This window comes from Synechococcus sp. CBW1006, assembly GCF_015840525.1.
GTDB lineage: Bacteria > Cyanobacteriota > Cyanobacteriia > PCC-6307 > Cyanobiaceae > CBW1002.
In genome coordinates this window covers 1,321,276-1,339,433 of record NZ_CP060396.1, presented here as the reverse complement: position 1 = coordinate 1,339,433, position 18,158 = coordinate 1,321,276, and the positions used below count along the sequence as shown (strand labels likewise).

Annotated in this window: 10 protein-coding genes, 2 tRNA genes and 3 rRNA genes; 3 read left to right on the top strand and 12 right to left on the bottom strand. The window is 63.9% G+C overall.

All coding sequences use genetic code 11. From position 1 onward, the window contains the following. Nucleotides 1-4 precede the first annotated feature (4 nt). Nucleotides 5-388, bottom strand: coding sequence for a hypothetical protein (locus H8F26_RS06385; protein WP_231605503.1), 384 nt, complete (start codon nt 386-388; stop codon nt 5-7). Between the two features lie 82 nt (nt 389-470). Then, on the bottom strand, nt 471-3,182 hold the full coding sequence (alaS, locus tag H8F26_RS06380; protein ID WP_197158334.1) for an alanine--tRNA ligase: 2,712 nt from the start codon (nt 3,180-3,182) through the stop codon (nt 471-473). A gap of 68 nt (nt 3,183-3,250) precedes the next feature. Here alaS and H8F26_RS06375 point away from each other — a divergent pair, with 68 nt between their 5' ends. Both H8F26_RS06375 and H8F26_RS06370 read left to right on the top strand, forming a co-directional pair. Further along, the gene (locus H8F26_RS06375) at nt 3,251-3,682 is read left to right on the top strand and encodes a hypothetical protein (protein ID WP_197159025.1); all 432 of its coding nucleotides are present in this window, start codon (nt 3,251-3,253) and stop codon (nt 3,680-3,682) included. 27 nt (nt 3,683-3,709) lie between these two features. Then, nucleotides 3,710-6,811, top strand: a complete 3,102-nt coding sequence (locus tag H8F26_RS06370; RefSeq protein ID WP_197158332.1) for a DEAD/DEAH box helicase — start codon at nt 3,710-3,712, stop codon at nt 6,809-6,811. Between the two features lie 10 nt (nt 6,812-6,821). Here the strand turns inward: H8F26_RS06370 and H8F26_RS06365 are convergent, their stop codons facing one another. Further along, nucleotides 6,822-7,748 carry a class I SAM-dependent methyltransferase gene (locus H8F26_RS06365; protein ID WP_197158331.1) on the bottom strand — a complete coding sequence of 309 codons (927 nt, stop codon included), beginning with the start codon at nt 7,746-7,748 and terminating at the stop codon, nt 6,822-6,824. Between the two features lie 154 nt (nt 7,749-7,902). On the opposite strand from H8F26_RS06365, the gene H8F26_RS06360 reads away from it, so the two are divergent. Next, nucleotides 7,903-8,241 (top strand): hypothetical protein, encoded by a 339-nt coding sequence (locus tag H8F26_RS06360; RefSeq protein WP_197158329.1) that lies wholly within the window; start codon nt 7,903-7,905, stop codon nt 8,239-8,241. A gap of 6 nt (nt 8,242-8,247) precedes the next feature. On the opposite strand, the gene H8F26_RS06355 is transcribed toward H8F26_RS06360, so the two are convergent. The 9 genes from H8F26_RS06355 to cax all read right to left on the bottom strand — a co-directional run bounded on the left by H8F26_RS06355 (nt 8,248) and on the right by cax (nt 18,155). Next, entirely contained in the window at nt 8,248-8,529 is a 282-nt protein-coding gene (locus H8F26_RS06355; protein ID WP_197158327.1) for a hypothetical protein, read from the bottom strand. A gap of 214 nt (nt 8,530-8,743) precedes the next feature. Next, a 5S ribosomal RNA gene (rrf, locus tag H8F26_RS06350) occupies nt 8,744-8,860 on the bottom strand. A gap of 153 nt (nt 8,861-9,013) precedes the next feature. Then, nucleotides 9,014-11,895: ribosomal RNA gene (locus H8F26_RS06345) — 23S ribosomal RNA — on the bottom strand. Between the two features lie 467 nt (nt 11,896-12,362). Then, nucleotides 12,363-12,435 (bottom strand) — tRNA-Ala (locus tag H8F26_RS06340). Between the two features lie 9 nt (nt 12,436-12,444). Beyond that, a tRNA-Ile gene (locus H8F26_RS06335) sits at nt 12,445-12,518 on the bottom strand. A 262-nt stretch (nt 12,519-12,780) separates the two neighbouring features. Continuing rightward, nucleotides 12,781-14,266, bottom strand: a 16S ribosomal RNA gene (locus H8F26_RS06330). Together the 16S, 23S and 5S rRNA genes with 2 tRNA genes alongside form the textbook arrangement of a ribosomal RNA operon. Nucleotides 14,267-15,076: 810 nt before the next feature. Continuing rightward, a complete protein-coding gene (locus tag H8F26_RS06325) occupies nt 15,077-15,859 on the bottom strand; it encodes a GIDE domain-containing protein (protein WP_197158325.1) in 783 nt (260 codons plus the stop codon). Then, complete coding sequence (locus H8F26_RS06320) at nt 15,859-17,049, bottom strand: pentapeptide repeat-containing protein (RefSeq protein WP_197158323.1); 1,191 nt, start codon at nt 17,047-17,049, stop codon at nt 15,859-15,861. Before H8F26_RS06320 ends, H8F26_RS06325 begins: the two co-directional genes overlap by 1 nt. Continuing rightward, nucleotides 17,046-18,155 (bottom strand): calcium/proton exchanger, encoded by a 1,110-nt coding sequence (gene cax, locus H8F26_RS06315; protein WP_197158321.1) that lies wholly within the window; start codon nt 18,153-18,155, stop codon nt 17,046-17,048. Before cax ends, H8F26_RS06320 begins: the two co-directional genes overlap by 4 nt. Nucleotides 18,156-18,158 lie beyond the last annotated feature (3 nt).

The following is an 18,158-nucleotide window of genomic DNA, read 5'->3' as shown; positions in this document are numbered from 1 at the left end:
GGCTTTACAGCCCCTCAAAACGCACGTTGAGATTCAGCTTGCCCGGACCGATCGCGGTGGACTGCAGCACCAGAGCGGCTGCTTTGCCGTCGGGGGTTCCATCAACCTTGGTGCCGCTGGGCGGATCCATCACCAGGTTGAAGCCCCAGGCACCGCTCACGGTGTTGATCGTGCGTTCGGTGTAGCCCTGCTGGGTCAACGCGGCCTTCACTTTGGCCAGCAGCTGCTCAGGCGCCCCACCCAGCTGCGTGTTGAGGCTGGTCTGGCCGATCGCGTTGGCCGCGAACAGGGAAGGAGCTGGCTTGGGAAGCGGCAGCTTCAGTTCCTTGAGCAGGGCCGCTGCCGGTGCAGCCAAGGCGGCTGAGGCACTGATCATGAGCAGCGCCATGGTCGCCACGGGAGTCCAGACGAAACGCATCGGTGGGCACCACAGGGGAATCAGGAGGCTAGGTCCCCCCCTGAGTCAGCACTCACCCCTCCAGGGCACGGCCCAGTTCCTGCCTGGCTGCCGCCAAAGCCTCCTCCAGGGCCGATCCATCCCGACCGCCTGCCTGGGCCAGGTTCGGCCGGCCCCCGCCACCTCCGCCGCAGCGCCTGGCCACGCCACCGATGAACTTGCCGGCCTGCTGCCCCTGGGCGATCACCGCCGGGCCAAAAGCTGCCACCAGAACCACCTTGCCCAAATCGGACGGATCGGGCAGCCCCCCCAGCACAACGGCAGCACCCGGGCCCAGGTGATCCGCAAGCTGTTGGGCAGAGCTCTGCAGACCCCCTCCTTCCACGCCATCCAGGCGCGCCACCAGCAGCTGGAAGGGGTGGCCGTCGCGGGCCACCCCAACCGCCACCGCCTGCCCCGCCAGCGCCGCTGATTTCGCCAGGGCCAGCTCCTGGCGTGCAGCCGCCAGGGCCTTGGTCACGCCCTTCAGCTCCTCCTGCAGGGCACTGACCCGCTCGACGATCTCGCCGGGCTGGGCTTTGAAGCGATCCCCCAGGGCCTTCACCACCGCCTCCCGCTCCTGCAGGTAGGCCAGCACCGCCGGCCCCGCCACCGCCTCGATGCGGCGAATGCCGGCCGCCACCCCGGACTCGGCCACGATCTTGAACAGGCCGATCTCGGCGGTGTTGGCCACATGGGTGCCACCGCACAGCTCCATCGAAACGCCTGGCACATCCACCACCCGCACCACAGCGGCGTATTTCTCCCCGAACATCGCCACGGCACCGGCAGCCTTGGCCCTCTCGATGTCCATCTCCTGCACCTCGAGGGTGTGGGCATCGGCGATCCAGCCGTTGATCAGCGCCTCGATCTGCTCCAGCTCCGCGGAGGTCACCGCCCGCGGGCAGTGAAAATCGAAGCGCAGCCGATCGAAGTCGACCAGGGAACCGGCCTGGGCAATGCCGGGATCGACCACCTGTTTGAGGGCCGCCTGCAGCAGATGGGTGGCGGTGTGGTTCGCCTGGGCTCGGCGGCGGCAGGCGCGATCCACCTGGGCCGTCACCAGATCGCCGATCGCCAGGCTGCCCCGCTCGATGCGGCCCTGATGCACGAACACGCTGCGGTTGCGCGACACCCCATCGATCTGCACGATCAGGCCCGCCCCATCGGCACCGCCGCCCAGGAGCAGGCCGCGGTCGCCCACCTGGCCGCCGCCCTCGCCATAAAACGGCGTGGTGTCGAGCACCAGCTGCACGCTGTCGCCCGCCACGGCCCGCTCGGCCGGCTCGCCGTTCACCACCAGGGCCAGCACGCAGCTGGGGTGCTCCAGGGCCTCATAGCCCTGGAAGGCCGTGGCTTCCAGCTCCGCCGCCATCTGCTCAATGGCACCCTGCAGGGTGAGATCCAGGCTCACCGCCGCGGCCTTGGCCCGCTGGCGCTGCTGCTCCATCGCCGCCTCGAAGCCGGCCAGATCCACCGTGATCCCGTGCTCCTCGGCGATCTCCTCGGTGAGTTCCAGGGGGAAGCCGTAGGTGTCGTAGAGCTCGAAGGCCTGCTCGCCACTGATCTGCTTGGGCCTGGCGGCGAGCACCTCGGCCAGCAGCTTCTCGCCCCGCTCCAGGGTTTCCAGAAAGCGGGCCTCCTCGCGGGCCAGTTCAGCCAGGATCACCTGGCGCCGCTCCTGCAGCTGGGGGTAGGCCGTCTCCATCAGGGCGATCGACGCCTCCCCCATGCGGGCCAGAAACGGCTGATCGATGCCCACCAGCCGGCCATGGCGCACCACGCGGCGCAGCAACCGCCGCAGGATGTAGCCGCGGCCCAGGTTGCTGGCGGTGACGCCATCACCGATCAACTGGGTGATGGCACGGCTGTGGTCGCCGATCACCTTCAGGCTCGTCTGGCCCTTCGGATCGAGGGCGCGGTAATCGACCCCGGCCAGGCCGGCGGCCGTCTCGATCAAGGGATAGATGAGGTCGGTTTCGTAGTTATTGGCAACCCCCTGCAGGATCTGGGCCATGCGTTCCAGGCCCAGGCCGGTGTCGATGTTGCGGTTGGCCAGCGGCGTGAGGCTGCCCTCCGCGTCGCGGTTGTACTGCATGAATACCAGGTTGTAGAACTCGATGAAGCGGCTGTCGTCTTCGAGGTCGATGCCGTCGTCGCCCAGTTCAGGCTTGAAGTCGTAGTAGATCTCCGAGCAGGGGCCGCAGGGGCCGGTGGGGCCGGAGGCCCAGAAGTTGTCGGCCTCATCCATGCGGATGATCCGCTTCGGGTTCACCCCCACCACGTCGCGCCAGATCGCCTCCGCTTCGTCGTCGTCGCGGAAGACGCTCACCACCAGGTTCCGCGGCGAGAGACCGAACACCTGGGTGGAGAGCTCCCAGGCCCACTGGATCGCCTCCGGCTTGAAGTAATCGCCGAAGGAGAAGTTGCCCAGCATCTCGAAGAAGGTGTGGTGCCGCGCCGTGCGGCCCACGTTCTCGATGTCGTTGGTGCGGATGCACTTCTGGCTGCTGGTGGCCCGTGGAGCCGGCCGTTCCACCTGGCCGAGAAACACCGGCTTGAACGGCAGCATGCCGGCGATGGTGAGCAGCACCGTGGGATCGTCTGGAATCAGCGAGGCGCTGGCCGTGCGCTGATGCCCGCGCTGCTCGTAGAAGTCCAGAAAGGCCGCCCGGATCTCTGCGCCGCTGCGGGGCCGTCCGGTGGAGGATCCGCTGGCAGCGGAACGGTCGGAGGCGGCGGCCATAGCCCTGCGATGCGAAGGAACGCTGAACAAGGCATGATCGCCCAGCGCAGGTCATCGCTTCCTTGCCGTTGTCCCTGGCCACCTCTGGCAGTCGTTCACAGCTGCGGCTGCAGTCGCTCAGCTGGGCCCTGCTGGCGGCCGGCTGCGCCGCTGTGCTGGGGCTGCCGCTCGGCCTGGAGCCGGCCCTGCGATCGGCGGGCTGCGGCTTCTTCTATGGCCTGCTCGCCTTCCATCTGCAGCGGGTCGATCCCGACGACTCCCACCTGCAGGCCGGCCTGGTGGGGGCGGTGTGCGGCATCCGCAGCCTGGGCGCCGCCCTGCCGCTGAGCCATTCCCTGCCGGAAGCGATCGCAGCCGCCACTCAGGGGCAACTGGGGGCCGTACTGCCATCGATGATGATGGAGGTGATCCGTGGGTGGTTGCCGCTCTGGCTGCCACTGGTGGGCAGTGCCCTGCTGCTGCGCGGACTCCAACGTCTCCTGCCCGCCCTGCGGCCCTGATCTGCGGCACGGCCGTCTCTCCCTGCCATGAGCCTGCTGCACGCCACCTGGCTGTTTCCCCTGGAGGGATCACCCGTACCCGCGGGAGTTCCGACCCGGGGACGGCTGCTGCTCTGGGCCGATACCTGGCGCGTGGCCAAGGCTGTCCAACCCGCCGCTGAAGCCCCCGAACACCCGCTCACCCTCAACTGGGACGACCTGGCCACCTGGCTGCAGGACAACGACTTCTGGTCTGAGGCGGTCCGTCCGGCCAGCGCCACCCTCACCTTGCCGAGCCGGCGCCAGGCGGCCCGGGGCCGCCGCAAGAGCGAGGAGGAGGGCTGGAGCGGGCTGCCGCTGCAAGCCGGCGAACCGATTCCGAAGCAGGTGGAGTGGTGGCCCTGGCAGGTGGAGGGTCTGGCCCTCGATGCCACCGCCGCCGCCGAGTGGCTCAGTGCCCTGCCGCTGTCGGGCCAGCATCCCGAAATGGCCGATGAACTGCGCTGGTGGAGCCACCTGCAGCGCTGGTCGCTCAGCCTGATCGCCCGTGGCCGCTGGCTGCCCCAGGTGGAGGGCGACATGGCGCGCTGGCTGCCCCTGCTCAACCGCGAGGACGACCGGCGCCGCCTCGAGGAACTGGCCAGCCGTCTGCCGCAGGTGGCCACCTGTGCCATGGCGGACACGGCCCTGGCCTGTCGCCGGCCCGGCAGTGGGCGCCTGCGGGTGGCCAGCCTGCTGGAGGCCCTGCTCGATGGGCAGCTGCGCAGCGGCTTCACCCCCGCCAGCGACGGGCTGGATCCGCTGCTGCTGGCCTGGCAGAAGGCCCTGGGCCCGGGCAGCGGCGCCGTGGACCTCGACGGCGAAGCCATCGAGCGCCTCGAGGTGGCCACCCACCACTGGCGCGAAGCCGTGGCAGGCCAGGTGGCACCGGCCCGGGCCTGCCTGGAACTGTTCACCCCGGCGGAGGGAGAGGAGCTCTGGGAGCTGCGCTTCTCCCTGCAGGCGGAAGTGGACCCAAGCCTCCGCTTGCCGGCCGGCGCGGTCTGGGCCGCTGGCGACCGGCCCCTGCAGCTGGGCGAGATCCCGGTGCCACAACCCGGCGAGCTGCTGCTGGAGGGCCTGGGCCGCGCCCTGCAGGTGTTCGATCCGATCGAACGGGGTCTGGATGAGGCCACCCCCGAAGCGATGCAGCTCACCCCGGCGGAAGCCTTCGTGCTGGTGCGCACCGCCGCCGACCGCCTGCGGGACGTGGGGGTGGGGGTGGTGCTGCCGGCCAGCCTCAGCGGCGGCCTCGCCAGCCGGCTGGGTCTCTCGATCGAGGCGGAGCTGCCCGGCAAATCGCGGGGCTTCACCCTCGGCGAGGGGCTCGACTGGAAGTGGGAGCTGATGATCGGCGGTGTCACGCTCGGCCTGAGGGATCTGGAGCGCCTCACGGCCAAGCGCAGCCCGCTGGTGCAGCACAAGGGCGCCTGGATCGAACTGCGCCCCAGCGACCTCAGGAATGCCGAACGCTTCTGCGCCGCGGATCCGGCCCTCAGCCTCGACGACGCCCTGCGCCTCACCGCCACGGATGGCGACACGCTGATGCGGCTGCCGGTGCACCGCTTCGAGCCGGGCCCACGGCTGAAGGCGGTGCTGGAGCAGTACCACCAGCAGAAGGCGCCGGACCCGCTGCCGGCGCCGGAGGGCTTCGCCGGTCAGCTACGGCCGTACCAGGAACGGGGCCTGGGCTGGCTCGCCTTCCTGCATCGCTTCGATCAGGGCGCCTGCCTGGCGGACGACATGGGTCTGGGCAAGACCATCCAGCTGCTGGCCTTCCTGCAGCACCTCAAGGCGGAACAGGAGCTGAAGCGGCCCGTGCTGCTGGTGGCACCCACCTCGGTGCTGACCAACTGGAAACGGGAGGCCGCCGCCTTCACCCCGGAACTGGAGGTGCGGGAGCACTACGGCCCGCGCCGCCCCTCCAGCCCAGCGGCCCTGAAGAAGGCCCTGCAGGGCGTCGATCTGGTGCTCACCAGCTACGGGCTGCTGCAACGCGACAGCGAGCTGCTGGAGACCCTCGACTGGCAGGGCATGGTGATCGATGAGGCCCAGGCGATCAAGAATCCAAACGCCAAGCAGAGCCAGGCGGCCCGCGATCTGGCCCGTCCGGGCAAGATGGGTCGCTTCCGCATCGCCCTCACCGGCACTCCGGTGGAAAACCGCGTCAGCGAGCTCTGGGCCCTGATGGATTTTCTCAACCCCCTGGTGCTGGGGGAGGAGGCCTTCTTCCGCCAGCGCTACCGGCTGCCGATCGAGCGTTATGGCGACATGGCCTCCCTGCGGGACCTGAAGGCACGCGTGGGGCCATTCATCCTGCGGCGCCTCAAGACCGACAAGTCGATCATTTCGGACCTGCCGGAGAAGGTGGAGCTGAACGAATGGGTGGGGCTGAGCAGCGAGCAGGCGAAGCTTTACCGCAAAACGGTGGACGACAGCCTCGAGGCGATCGCCCGCGCCCCCCTGGGCCAGAAGCACGGCCAGGTGCTTGCCCTGCTCACCCGCTTGAAGCAGATCTGCAACCACCCCGCCCTGGCCCTCAAGGAAGAGGGGGTCGACGGGCAGTTCGCCAGCCGCAGCGGCAAGGTGCAACGGCTGGAGGAGATTCTCGAGGAGGTGATCGAAGCCGGCGACCGCGCTCTGCTGTTCACCCAGTTCGCCGAATGGGGTCATCTGCTGCAGGCCCATCTGGAGCGGAAGTGGCGCCAGGATGTGCCCTTCCTCTATGGCAACACCAGCAAGGCGGAGCGCCAGGCGATGGTGGATCGCTTCCAGGAGGATCCCCGCGGACCGCAGCTGTTCCTACTCTCCCTCAAGGCTGGCGGCGTGGGGCTCAACCTCACCCGCGCCAGCCACGTGTTTCATATTGATCGCTGGTGGAATCCCGCCGTGGAGAACCAGGCCACAGACCGCGCCTACCGCATCGGACAGCAGAATCGGGTGCTGGTGCACAAGTTCATCACCAGCGGCTCGGTGGAGGAAAAGATCGACCGCATGATCCGCGAGAAATCAAAAATGGCCGAGGAGATCGTGGGCTCCGGCGAAGACTGGCTCGGCGGCCTGGAGGTGGGACAGCTGCGCGAACTGGTGGCCCTGAGCGACGACGTCTGAGCCAGTACTCTCAACCGGCCACCCGCGCGATCATGGCCCGGTGGCGCGGCGAGCAGACGGAGCTGACGACCTCATCAAAACCAGCCTCACGCAGTTCCTGCTCCAGGTCGAGCGCGAAATAGGCGTCCATGTAGGGCTCGGTGCTCTTGAGCAAGGTCATCACGAAAGCCGGCATGGTCTGGTAAGCGCCGCTGGCGGGATTCATGTCCATCAGCGCGAAGCTGCCACCGGGCCCCAGCAGCCGGCGTACTTCCCGGAAGATTCGCCGCGTTGTGCCCTGCGGCATCTCGTGGAACAGCAGAAAGGCCGAGACCAGATCGGCGCTGCGATCCGCCAGCCCGGTGGCTTCCGGCAGGGCATGGATCCAGCGGGTCACCTTGGAGCCGCGTCGGGCGGCGTTGTAGGCGGCCAGGCTGAGGTAGTGGGGCGAGAAGTCGAGACCAGTCACCTCTGCCGCCGGAAACGCCTGCTCCAGAGCGAAGCTGCTCAGCCCCACGGTGGCATGCAGATCGAGGATGCGGGCCGGCGGCTGGGGGAGCTGGCTCAGCAGGACGGCGTGATAGCCCTCTCTCAGCGCCCGATCACTGGCGGGCCCGGCCTCTGGATAGAGGCTGGAGTGCACGGCATTGGAGGCCACCTCGAACTCGTAGGCCGCCTCCCAGCAGAGGTGGCCGGCGTCGTAGCCGTGAAACGAGGCGGTGTAGTTGGCGGGGTAGGCGAGATCGTCGCGCTGGATCGACTGCCACAGCGGCTGCCAGTCCTGCTGGCTCAACTCAGCCACGGTTTCCCGCCAGGGGATGCCGAGGCGCTCGGCCCGCTGGATCATCATCCGCCGCGCCTGCCCCTTGGCCAGAGCCCAGAGGGGCTTCACAGCCAGGGCCTGGCCCACCAGACGACTGGTGAGATCCGGCCTGCGGTCTTCGGTGGCGACACGCATGGGCAAGGGGATGGGCACGGATCCAGAACCTACCGCCCGCAATCAACCCTCCCACCAGTGGCCAGGCCAGCCAGCTCAGCGATCAGCAGGCCTGATCAACGCTTGGCAGGTGCGTCTGACCGAGCTAGCCAGTAGCAGGGAGCCAGGGGGAGTGATGGAGGAGAAACCAGTGACGCCCCACGCCGCCCCGATGCTCGACGAGGAGGGCCGTCTCACCTACATCGGCAACGACGGGCGGCGCTACGTGGTGCTCGGCTTTCCGCCCGACATTGACGATGCCACCACCGAACGGGTGATGGAATCCCTCCGGGGCAGCAGCGGCTTGTTCAACCGCATTGAACGACTGTGCCAATCCTGGCTGGCCCAGGTGAGCAGCCAGGATCTGCCAGAGCATGAAGCTCTGGTCCTGCTGCTCACCACGCTGGAAACCAGTCTGGAGGATGCCCTAGACGAGCCAGACGACGATCCTGACGGGTCTGCAAGCCCAGGTTGAGCCTGGTCAAGCCAGCGACAACACAGCAGCGTCCTCCAGGGTCGAACGCCCCCGCCGGCGGCCGAGGGGTTCGATCCAGTCTTCCCGGATGCTGTCGTGGTGCAGCTTGAACTGGGGCAGACGGCAGCCCAACTGAATGGTGCCGTCATCGAGCAGACGACCCAGTCGTAGAGCGGTGGCTTCCTCTACACGAGAGAAGGTGCTCTGCCGCGCGGTGACCCACGACAACTCTGACGGCGTGATCACGCCACTGGCGAGGGCCTCCAGGAACAGCTCCCCGAGAATCATGAGAGGAACGTAACAAGCTGGAAACATTCTGCCGCCTTCAGGGGCGCTCCGTGGCCCATCGTTGCCAGGAGAGAAACCGGAAAAACCAACCGCTGCCCTCGGGCAACCAAGGCAATCAAGCGTCCAGGCGGAGTCCACAACCCAGGCACACGAAAACGCCCCCGATCGCAGCCATCAGGCTGCCATCGGAGGCGTCGTCGTGGAGCAAAGTTTGACCTGGCATCGAGCTATTTTCGCAGGAGGCTACCCTCCAACTATCGTTGCCGCTGCTGCGTTTCACAACCGAGTTCGAGATGGATCGGAGTGGGTCCACAGCGCCATGAACACCAGGAAAGCAAACGGCCTCTTCAGGCCCCTTGCCGGTCTTTGCCCCCAGGTTGAACCCTGAGAACTGCATAGGAGCGGTTGACAAGCAACCGGTCTGGATCCAAAAGCTTTGAGCGCGTGATCCCTGTGTCATCCGGTCAGGATGGCAAGGGATGGAATGGTCAAGCCCTCGGTCTATTAGTACTCCTCCGCTTCACCGGTTACCCGGCTTCCACGTAGAGCCTATCAACGGGTGTTCTTCCCGTGACCTTACTGGCTTATGCCATGGGAACACTCATCTTGAGGTGGGCTTCCCACTTAGATGCTTTCAGCGGTTATCCACTCCGCACATGGCTACCCAGCGTTTACCGTTGGCACAATAACTGGCACACCAGAGGTGCGTTCCTCCCGGTCCTCTCGTACTAGGGAGAAATCCTCTCAATGTTCCTGCGCGTGCACCGGATATGGACCGAACTGTCTCACGACGTTCTGAACCCAGCTCGCGTACCGCTTTAATGGGCGAACAGCCCAACCCTTGGGACCGACTTCAGCCCCAGGTTGCGATGAGCCGACATCGAGGTGCCAAACCTCCCCGTCGATGTGAACTCTTGGGGGAGATCAGCCTGTTATCCCTAGAGTAACTTTTATCCGTTGAGCGACGGCCCTTCCACTCAGAACCGTCGGATCACTAAAGCCGACTTTCGTCCCTGTTCGACTTGTAGGTCTCACAGTCAAGCTTGCTTCTGCTTTTGCACTCGTCGGCTGATTTCCAACCAGCCTGAGCAAACCTTTGCGCGCCTCCGTTACCTTTTAGGAGGCGACCGCCCCAGTCAAACTGCCCACCTGATACTGTCCGGTCCCCGGATGACGGGTGACCGTTAGAACCCTAGCTCTGAAAGAGTGGTATCTCACCGTTGGCTCACCATGACCCGCAAGCCATGGATCAAAGCCTCCCACCTATCCTGCGCATTCAGAGCCCGGGCACAATACCAAGCTACAGTAAAGCTTCATAGGGTCTTTCTGTCCGGGTGCACGTAGTCCGCATCTTCACAGACAATTCTATTTCGCCGAGCCTCTCTCCGAGACAGCGCCCAGATCGTTACGCCTTTCGTGCGGGTCGGAACTTACCCGACAAGGAATTTCGCTACCTTAGGACCGTTATAGTTACGGCCGCCGTTCACCGGGGCTTCAGTCGCCAGCTTCGCTTGCGCTGACCAGCTTCCTTAACCTTCCGGCACTGGGCAGGCGTCAGCCCCCATACATCGTCTTGCGACTTAGCGGAGACCTGTGTTTTTGGTAAACAGTCGCCTGGGCCTCTTCACTGCGACCACCTTGCGGTGGCACCCCTTCTCCCGAAGTTACGGGGCCATTTTGCCGAGTTCCTTAGAGAGAGTTACCTCGCGCCCCTCGGTATTCTCTACCACCCCACCTGTGTCGGTTTCGGGTACAGGCCATCATGCCTTAACGGGTATAGGGCTTTTCTTGGAAGCTTGACGTCACCCACTTCGCGGCCGTAGCCGCTCGCACTCACGCCTCAGCTCAAGCTGTTTTCGCCAGCTCTCAACGCCTCGAACGCTTGGACCAGTAACCAACTTCTGGCTGGGCTAGCCTTCTCCGTCCCCCTTCCCAAAACATGACAGGTACAGGAATGTTGACCTGTTGTCCATCGACTACGCCTTTCGGCCTCGCCTTAGGTCCTGACTAACCCTCCGCGGACGAGCCTGCCGGAGGAACCCTTAGGGTTTCGGGGCATGGGATTCTCACCCATGTTTTCGCTACTCAAGCCGACATTCTCACTTCCATGCAGTCCACGCCCGCTTACGCTAACGCTTCACCCCACATGGAACGCTCCCCTACCATCGGAATCTTACGATTCAAATCCGCAGCTTCGGTACAATGCTTAGCCCCGTTCATTTTCGGCGCAGGATCGCTCGACCAGTGAGCTATTACGCACTCCTTTGAGGATGGCTGCTTCTAGGCAAACCTCCTGGTTGTCTGGGCAATCCCACCTCCTTTATCACTCAGCATTGATTTGGGGACCTTAGCTGGCGGTCTGGGCTGTTTCCCTTTCGACCATGGAGCTTATCCCCCACAGTCTGACTGCCTAGTTACACACAGGGTATTCAGAGTTCGTCTCGATTTGGTACCGCTCTCGCAGCCCGCACCGAAACGGTGGCTTTACCCCCCTGCTGGAGCACTAGACGCTACGCCTCAACGTATTTCGGGGAGAACCAGCTAGCTCCGGGTTCGATTGGCATTTCACCCCTAACCACAGCTCATCCGCTGATTTTTCAACATCAGTCGGTTCGGACCTCCACTTGGTATCACCCAAGCTTCATCCTGGCCATGGTTAGATCACCCGGGTTCGGGTCTATAAACACTGACGATCGCCCTATTCAGACTCGCTTTCGCTATGGCTCCACCATTCCCGGTTTAACCTGCCAGTGCCTATAAGTCGCCGGCTCATTCTTCAACAGGCACACGGTCATCCTATGAGTAGGACTCCCATTGCTTGTAAGCTCACGGTTTCATGTTCTATTTCACTCCCCTCCCGGGGTTCTTTTCACCTTTCCCTCGCGGTACTGTTGCGCTATCGGTCACACAGGAGTACTTAGCCTTACGAGGTGGTCCTCGCGGATTCACACGGAATTTCACGTGCTCCGTGCTACTCGGGATACAGCTAGGCCAGTTTCGCTTTCGAGTACGGGGCTTTCACCCTCTCTGGCGCGCCATTCAAACGCTTCCTCTAACGTCCCTGGTCCACGTTGCTGTCCCACAACCCCGATGGGCGAACCCATCGGTTTAGGCTCTTCCCCGTTCGCTCGCCGCTACTGAGGGAGTCGTTTTTACTTTCCTTTCCTCCAGCTACTAAGATGTTTCAGTTCGCTGGGTTGGCTCGCGCCGCCCTATGGATTCAGGCGGCCGTTCTAGGGGTTGCCCCATTCGGAAATTCCCGGATCAAAGCGTGTTTCCAGCTCCCCGAGACTTATCGCAGGTAACCACGTCCTTCATCGCCTCTGTGTGCCAAGGTATCCACCGTGAGCCCTTTGTAGCTTGACCATAATCACAACTCGCGTTTAGCTTGTTGAAGGCTATTCTTCTAGTGTCTAAGCTCTCAATCAAGAGATCTCAGACAGCCAGAATCAAACTCCTGCTTGGTGGCTTGTGGCCATGCCAGACAGAAGACACGAGCTGTACTCGGCTCTAACTCAAGAATCACTGGCTTTCCTGTTTCTCTCATATTGAGGCTTGCACCTCAATCTTCCCTTCGCTTTCGCTGGGATGCCGCAGCCGAGGCCACGACCAGAGAGAACCGGAAAGTCAGCGTCTATGAGATGCTTTCTTTTCCAGACTTTTCCTATGCAGTTGTCAAGGTTCTTGCTGAATGCCCATCCTTGCGGACAGGGAATCCAGCATGCTTTCAACCACTCAGGGAATGAAAACAGGCTGGAATCGTCACCAAGACGTCAGGATCACACCAAAGAAATCTCTCCTTTGCTTCCGTGAGGGCGCTCGTCAGTGTGGAATGGAGGTTAGCGGACTCGAACCGCTGACATCCTGCTTGCAAAGCAGGCGCTCTACCAACTGAGCTAAACCCCCAAACACGAATGGGCCATCCTGGACTTGAACCAGGGACCTCACCCTTATCAGGGGTGCGCTCTAACCACCTGAGCTAATGGCCCAGGAGTTCGACCTCGCGATCGCGTCAAAGTTGTGTCTCACCTGATTGATGATTCAGTATCGCTACCATTTCATCTCTCAAGTTTCAACACCGCCTCAACAAAAATCGTTGGGGTGTGACCTAGACAAAGTTTAGGAACTGAACCTGCTTGGACGGACATGTTGCCATTCCGCTTCCACAGTTGAGGTACCGATCGACCTAGAGTGACAGGATCATGGCCTGAAAATAAAGTATTCAGACATCACAATCAGTTTGTCTCCCTGTTAGGAGGTGATCCAGCCGCACCTTCCGGTACGGCTACCTTGTTACGACTTCACCCCAGTCATCAGCCCCACCTTCGGCATCCTCCTCCCTTACGGGTTGGAGTAACGACTTCGGGCGTGGCCAACTTCCATGGTGTGACGGGCGGTGTGTACAAGGCCCGGGAACGTATTCACCGCAGTATGCTGACCTGCGATTACTAGCGATTCCTCCTTCACGTAGGCGAGTTGCAGCCTACGATCTGAACTGAGCCACGGTTTATGGGATTTGCTAGCTCTCGCGAGTTTGCTGCCCTTTGTCCGTAGCATTGTAGTACGTGTGTAGCCCAGGATGTAAGGGGCATGATGACTTGACGTCATCCACACCTTCCTCCGGTTTATCACCGGCGGTCTCTCTAGAGTGCCCAACTCAATGCTGGCAACTAAAGACGTGGGTTGCGCTCGTTGCGGGACTTAACCCAACATCTCACGACACGAGCTGACGACAGCCATGCACCACCTGTCACTGCGCTCCCGAAGGCACTCCCTCGTTTCCAAGGGATTCGCAGGATGTCAAACCCTGGTAAGGTTCTTCGCGTTGCATCGAATTAAACCACATACTCCACCGCTTGTGCGGGCCCCCGTCAATTCCTTTGAGTTTCACACTTGCGTGCGTACTCCCCAGGCGGAACACTTAACGCGTTGGCTACGACACCGAGGGGGTCGATTCCCCCGACACCTAGTGTTCATCGTTTACGGCCAGGACTACAGGGGTATCTAATCCCTTTCGCTCCCCTGGCTTTCGTCCATGAGCGTCAGTTATGGCCCAGCAGAGCGCCTTCGCCACTGGTGTTCTTCCCGATATCTACGCATTTCACCGCTACACCGGGAATTCCCTCTGCCCCTACCACACTCTAGCCTTGTAGTTTCCACTGCTGAAATGGAGTTAAGCTCCACGCTTTAACAGCAGACTTTCAAGGCCGCCTGCGGACGCTTTACGCCCAATAATTCCGGATAACGCTTGCCACTCCCGTATTACCGCGGCTGCTGGCACGGAATTAGCCGTGGCTTATTCCTCAAGTACCGTCAGATCTTCTTCCTTGAGAAAAGAGGTTTACAGCCCAGAGGCCTTCATCCCTCACGCGGCGTTGCTCCGTCAGGCTTTCGCCCATTGCGGAAAATTCCCCACTGCTGCCTCCCGTAGGAGTCTGGGCCGTGTCTCAGTCCCAGTGTGGCTGATCATCCTCTCAGACCAGCTACTGATCGAAGCCTTGGTAGGCTCTTACCCCACCAACTAGCTAATCAGACGCGAGCTCATCCTCAGGCGAAATTCATTTCACCTCTCGGCATATGGGGTATTAGCGGCCGTTTCCAGCCGTTATCCCCCTCCTGAGGGCAGATTCTCACGCGTTACTCACCCGTCCGCCACTAACCCGAAGGTTCGTTCGACTTGCATGTGTTAAGCACGCCGCCAGCGTTCATCCTGAGCCAGGATCAAACTCTCCGTAGTAGTCTTCCCCCTTTAAACGTCAGCTCTAAACTTTCGCTTGAGCTTTCATCGCAGAGAAGTTTGTCGCTCACCCAAATCCTGCACTGGCGCACAGTCTTCAGTTGGGACCACCTTTCGACTGACCGAAAGGGTTCGAGAGTGCACACAACTGTTTCGCTTGCCGTCTAGACCTCTCTATCTGGATCTCTCCGAACAGATTCTTCCTGATGGTTCACGTCACAATCCCGTGACTTTCCCAGATCTCAGATCCGGTTCGCTTCAGTCACCCACAGCTGGTTTTCACCCAGTTCTGACCCAAGGCGTGAGACCTCAAGGCAGCACCACATCACTGCAGGTTCCCGTCGCTTAAAATGTTTGACGGGACCTCACACCTCTACCGCTCGTTTCGTCATCCTCGACACCGCATCCAACGGGCTTTGACTCCACACTGGCGCCAGCACAAGGCTGGTCCACTGCGAACTCAGAACCGTTCGATCCGATCAGAATGACGCGGTAGAAGCGTCAGTTCCTAAACTTTTCAATTGTCCAGGTGCTGCCTCCACTCCCTTGGCCTCTCGGCTCCGGGTCGTCTCGGCGCGTCGCCTCTCAGCGACTCAAGAAACCTACAACACCGGTGGCTCGCGCCTCCTTCGTCGTAAGCACGCACCCTTCACCCTTCCAGGCAAACGGCACTCGCCCTCAGTGCCTCGCAGCACCGAAGACTCTGCGTTTCCACCGGTGCTCTCGCTCCCGGTGTGCTGCGCAGTCCAAAACCATACCCCATACACCTTCAATCGGGCAAGCCGCCCACTGATGGAGCCGCGGGCAGCCTCAGCCCGCCAAGCTCAGCACCACCAGCACCACGGCCGTGACGACAAGCACGGCGCTGCCCACGGCCCACATCCGACGCTGACGCGACGTTCGTGACAGCAGCAGCTGCTCACCTTCGCGGCGGATCAGGAACAGGCCCTCCTGCTCCGGCTTGCGCAGGGCCAGGCTGCCGCTGGCATCGCTGACCTCGGCCACCACGAAGATCCGCCCACCTGAGCGGAACACCTCCTCATCGCGGCGCATCCCGAGGCTGCGGATCTGCTGACGCGCCAAAGCCTGACCCTTGCCGGAAGGCGCCGCCTCGTCGTCGGGTTCGAGGACGGAGAGCACCGATTCCCACTCCAGCTCGGCCTGCTCCGGTTCCACCGGCAGCTCCTGCCCGGCCTGCGCCAGGCGAAAGCAGCAGCGCCGCTCCAGCCGACTCACCTCCTGGGAGCGCTGCTCCCAGCGGCTTTTGGTGGTGGTGCGCCCTTCGGAATCGGTGGTCTGCTCCTCAACCCGCTCCTGATACAGGTGCGTGACCGTATCGACGAAGGCGACGCAGGCCTCGCCGCTCCAGGGGGCCTGCAGCGGCTCCTCGCAGACCAGCTCCCCCTCGAGCTTGACCAGTTCCCGGAAGGAGCCCCCGCCGATGCCATCCACCACGGTGGCGTGCAGATCCAGCAATTCGGCCACGCTGCTGCTGCGCGCCGCCCGCAGCAGGCGCAGGCGGCGCCCCTGATGCAGGGAGCTCCAGCCGCAGAACCCGGCGGCCAGGGCCGCGACCAGGGCGATCCAGCCCATCAGGCGCCCTCCTCGGCGCGGAGCGCCAGCCGATCCGGCAGCCCCTTGCAGCCGCCCGGCAGGGTCTGGCGGGAGCGCTTGCCGCTCCAGGCCGCCAGGTAGTGGCGGGCTTCCGGATCCAGCAGCCGCACCCCCGTGAGATTGATGTTCTCCACCAGGGCGCCGGTGCCCCGTCCACTCAGAAAATCAGGGCTGAGACCGATCTGGCGCGGCGTGGCGCTCTCCAGCGGGCCATAGAAGAAGCGGGTGCGCTCCAGCCGTGCCCCCTCCAGGCAGGCCCCGCCCAGATCGGCACCGGCCAGGTTGGCGTCGCTGAGGTCGGTGGCTTCGAGATTGGTGCCGCGCAGGTCGGCGCCATTGAAATCAATGCCGCGCAGATCGGTGCCGGCCAGGTCCTGACCCCGCAGGCTCTGATACAGCTGGATCACGGGCACGCCGGCCACCCGGTCTTCTTCGTAGCTTCCCTGGCCATCGAGGATGGCGCGGCCGAGCCGATGGTCGCGCCGCAGCGGTGTGAGCAGGCGCGCATGGGAGAGAAAGCGCAGGATGCGGGCCTTGCCGTCGGCATCGATGCTGCTGAGCACGGCCGCCAGCCGCCCCTCGGCCAGCATCCGCTCCAGCGGCCAGTCTTCCAGCAGGCCTTCGTCGTCGCTGATCAGCTCGGAGACGCCGTGGATGAAGCTGTCGATCGTCTGGGCCTGGGTGATGCGGTTCTGCTGGGTGGTGAGCCGCTGGTCGACCATCACCTGCCGCCAGGCGATCATCAGCGCCACCGAAGCCACCAGGATCTGCCCGAAGGCGCCGATCACCCCTTCGCCGATGGCGCCGATCGCCTCCCAGTCGGCGCGGCGGTAGATCCCCAGCAGGGGATCCCACCAGCCCAGCTGCAGGGTGATCACCACCAGGGCCAGCACCAGCGCCAGCACGGCCGCGATGCGGGCGGTGGGGGGATCGTCGATCCGCTGGCGCAGCAATTGCCAGAGCGGCGGCAGCAACTGATGCAGCGACAGCCCCACGGTGAGCAGGGCCGCCGCCGCCGCCACCCAGACCAGGCCAGCCAGGGAGGCCGCCAGGGTGAGCGCCACCGCCAGCAGCAACCGCAGCAGGGGCGACTGGCGCAGCAGGGCCCAGAGGGTGATCGGGCGGAAGGGGGCCGGAGCCGTGCGGCGCTCGTCGGACAGCTGACTCATGGCAGGGAACCGCCCTGGAAGTAGAAACCTGCGGCCAGAATCAGGTAGGTCGCCAGCAGCAGCACCCCCTCCAGCCAGTCGGAACGCCCATCGAGGCTGACGAGGTTGCTCACCACCACGGCGGCGATCACGGCGACCAGTTCATAGAGGTTGAAACTCAGATCGAGGGGGTGGCCCAGGGAGGGCCCCAGCAGCACCAGCAGGGGCACCACCAGCAGGGCCACCAGCAGGGTCGAGCCCAGGGCCACCGACACCGACAGATCCATCTTGTCCTTGCGGGCCATGCTCACCGCCGTGAGGTATTCGGCGGCGCCGCCCAGCAGCGGCAGCAACACCACGCCGGTGAACAGGGCCGTGAGCCCGAAGCCCTCGGTGACGCTCTCCACCACGCCGACAAACAGCTCGGATTCATAGGTGAGCGCCAGGGTGGCCAGCAGCAGCACCATCACCCAGGGGAGCACCTTGGGGCGCTCCCCGCCATGGGCGAGCTCCTCGCTGTCGGCTTCGGCCACGGCATAGAGGGTGCGGTGGGTGCGCAGCGAAAACAACAGGGTGAGGCCGTAGACCGCCAGCAGCACCCAGGCCACGAACAGGGAGAAGGATTCGCGGCCGGCCGCTGCCACGCCACCATCGCCGCCACCGGCCAGGTTGCCGCTGGCGAGGCTGCCGACACTGGGCAGCAGGATCGCCAGCACCGCCAGGGTCATGGCCGATCCATTCACCCGGGCCACCACCGGCTGAAAGCGCTGCTCACTGCGCCCGATGCCACCGACCAGCATCGAGAGCCCCAGAGCCAGCAGCAGGTTGGCCATCACCGTGCCGGTGATGCTGGCCTTGACGATCTCCACCAGACCGGCTTTCAGGGCGGTGAGGGCAATGATCAGCTCGGTGGCATTGCCGAACACGGCATTGAGCAGAGCCCCGATCGAGGGGCCGAAGCTGATGGCCAGCTCCTCGGTGGCCGTGCTCAGCCAGATCGTCAGGGGAATGATCGCCAGCGCCGAGGTGGCGAACACCGCCCCATCGCCCCAGTGCAGGGTTTCGGCCAAGGCCGACAGGGGCACCATCACCAGCAGGCCGAACGCGATGGCGTTCCGGGGGGTCATGCG

Bases quoted from the DNA above. Each gene is read 5' to 3' on its own strand.
- H8F26_RS06370 (WP_197158332.1), top strand. From the start codon at position 3,710: ATGAGCCTGCTGCACGCCACCTGGCTGTTTCCCCTGGAGGGATCACCC.
- alaS (WP_197158334.1), bottom strand. From the start codon at position 3,182: ATGGCCGCCGCCTCCGACCGTTCCGCTGCCAGCGGATCCTCCACCGGA.
- H8F26_RS06320 (WP_197158323.1), bottom strand. From the start codon at position 17,049: ATGAGTCAGCTGTCCGACGAGCGCCGCACGGCTCCGGCCCCCTTCCGC.
- H8F26_RS06325 (WP_197158325.1), bottom strand. From the start codon at position 15,859: ATGGGCTGGATCGCCCTGGTCGCGGCCCTGGCCGCCGGGTTCTGCGGC.
- H8F26_RS06355 (WP_197158327.1), bottom strand. From the start codon at position 8,529: ATGATTCTCGGGGAGCTGTTCCTGGAGGCCCTCGCCAGTGGCGTGATC.
- H8F26_RS06385 (WP_231605503.1), bottom strand. From the start codon at position 388: ATGGCGCTGCTCATGATCAGTGCCTCAGCCGCCTTGGCTGCACCGGCA.
- H8F26_RS06365 (WP_197158331.1), bottom strand. From the start codon at position 7,748: ATGCGTGTCGCCACCGAAGACCGCAGGCCGGATCTCACCAGTCGTCTG.
- H8F26_RS06360 (WP_197158329.1), top strand. From the start codon at position 7,903: ATGGAGGAGAAACCAGTGACGCCCCACGCCGCCCCGATGCTCGACGAG.
- cax (WP_197158321.1), bottom strand. From the start codon at position 18,155: ATGACCCCCCGGAACGCCATCGCGTTCGGCCTGCTGGTGATGGTGCCC.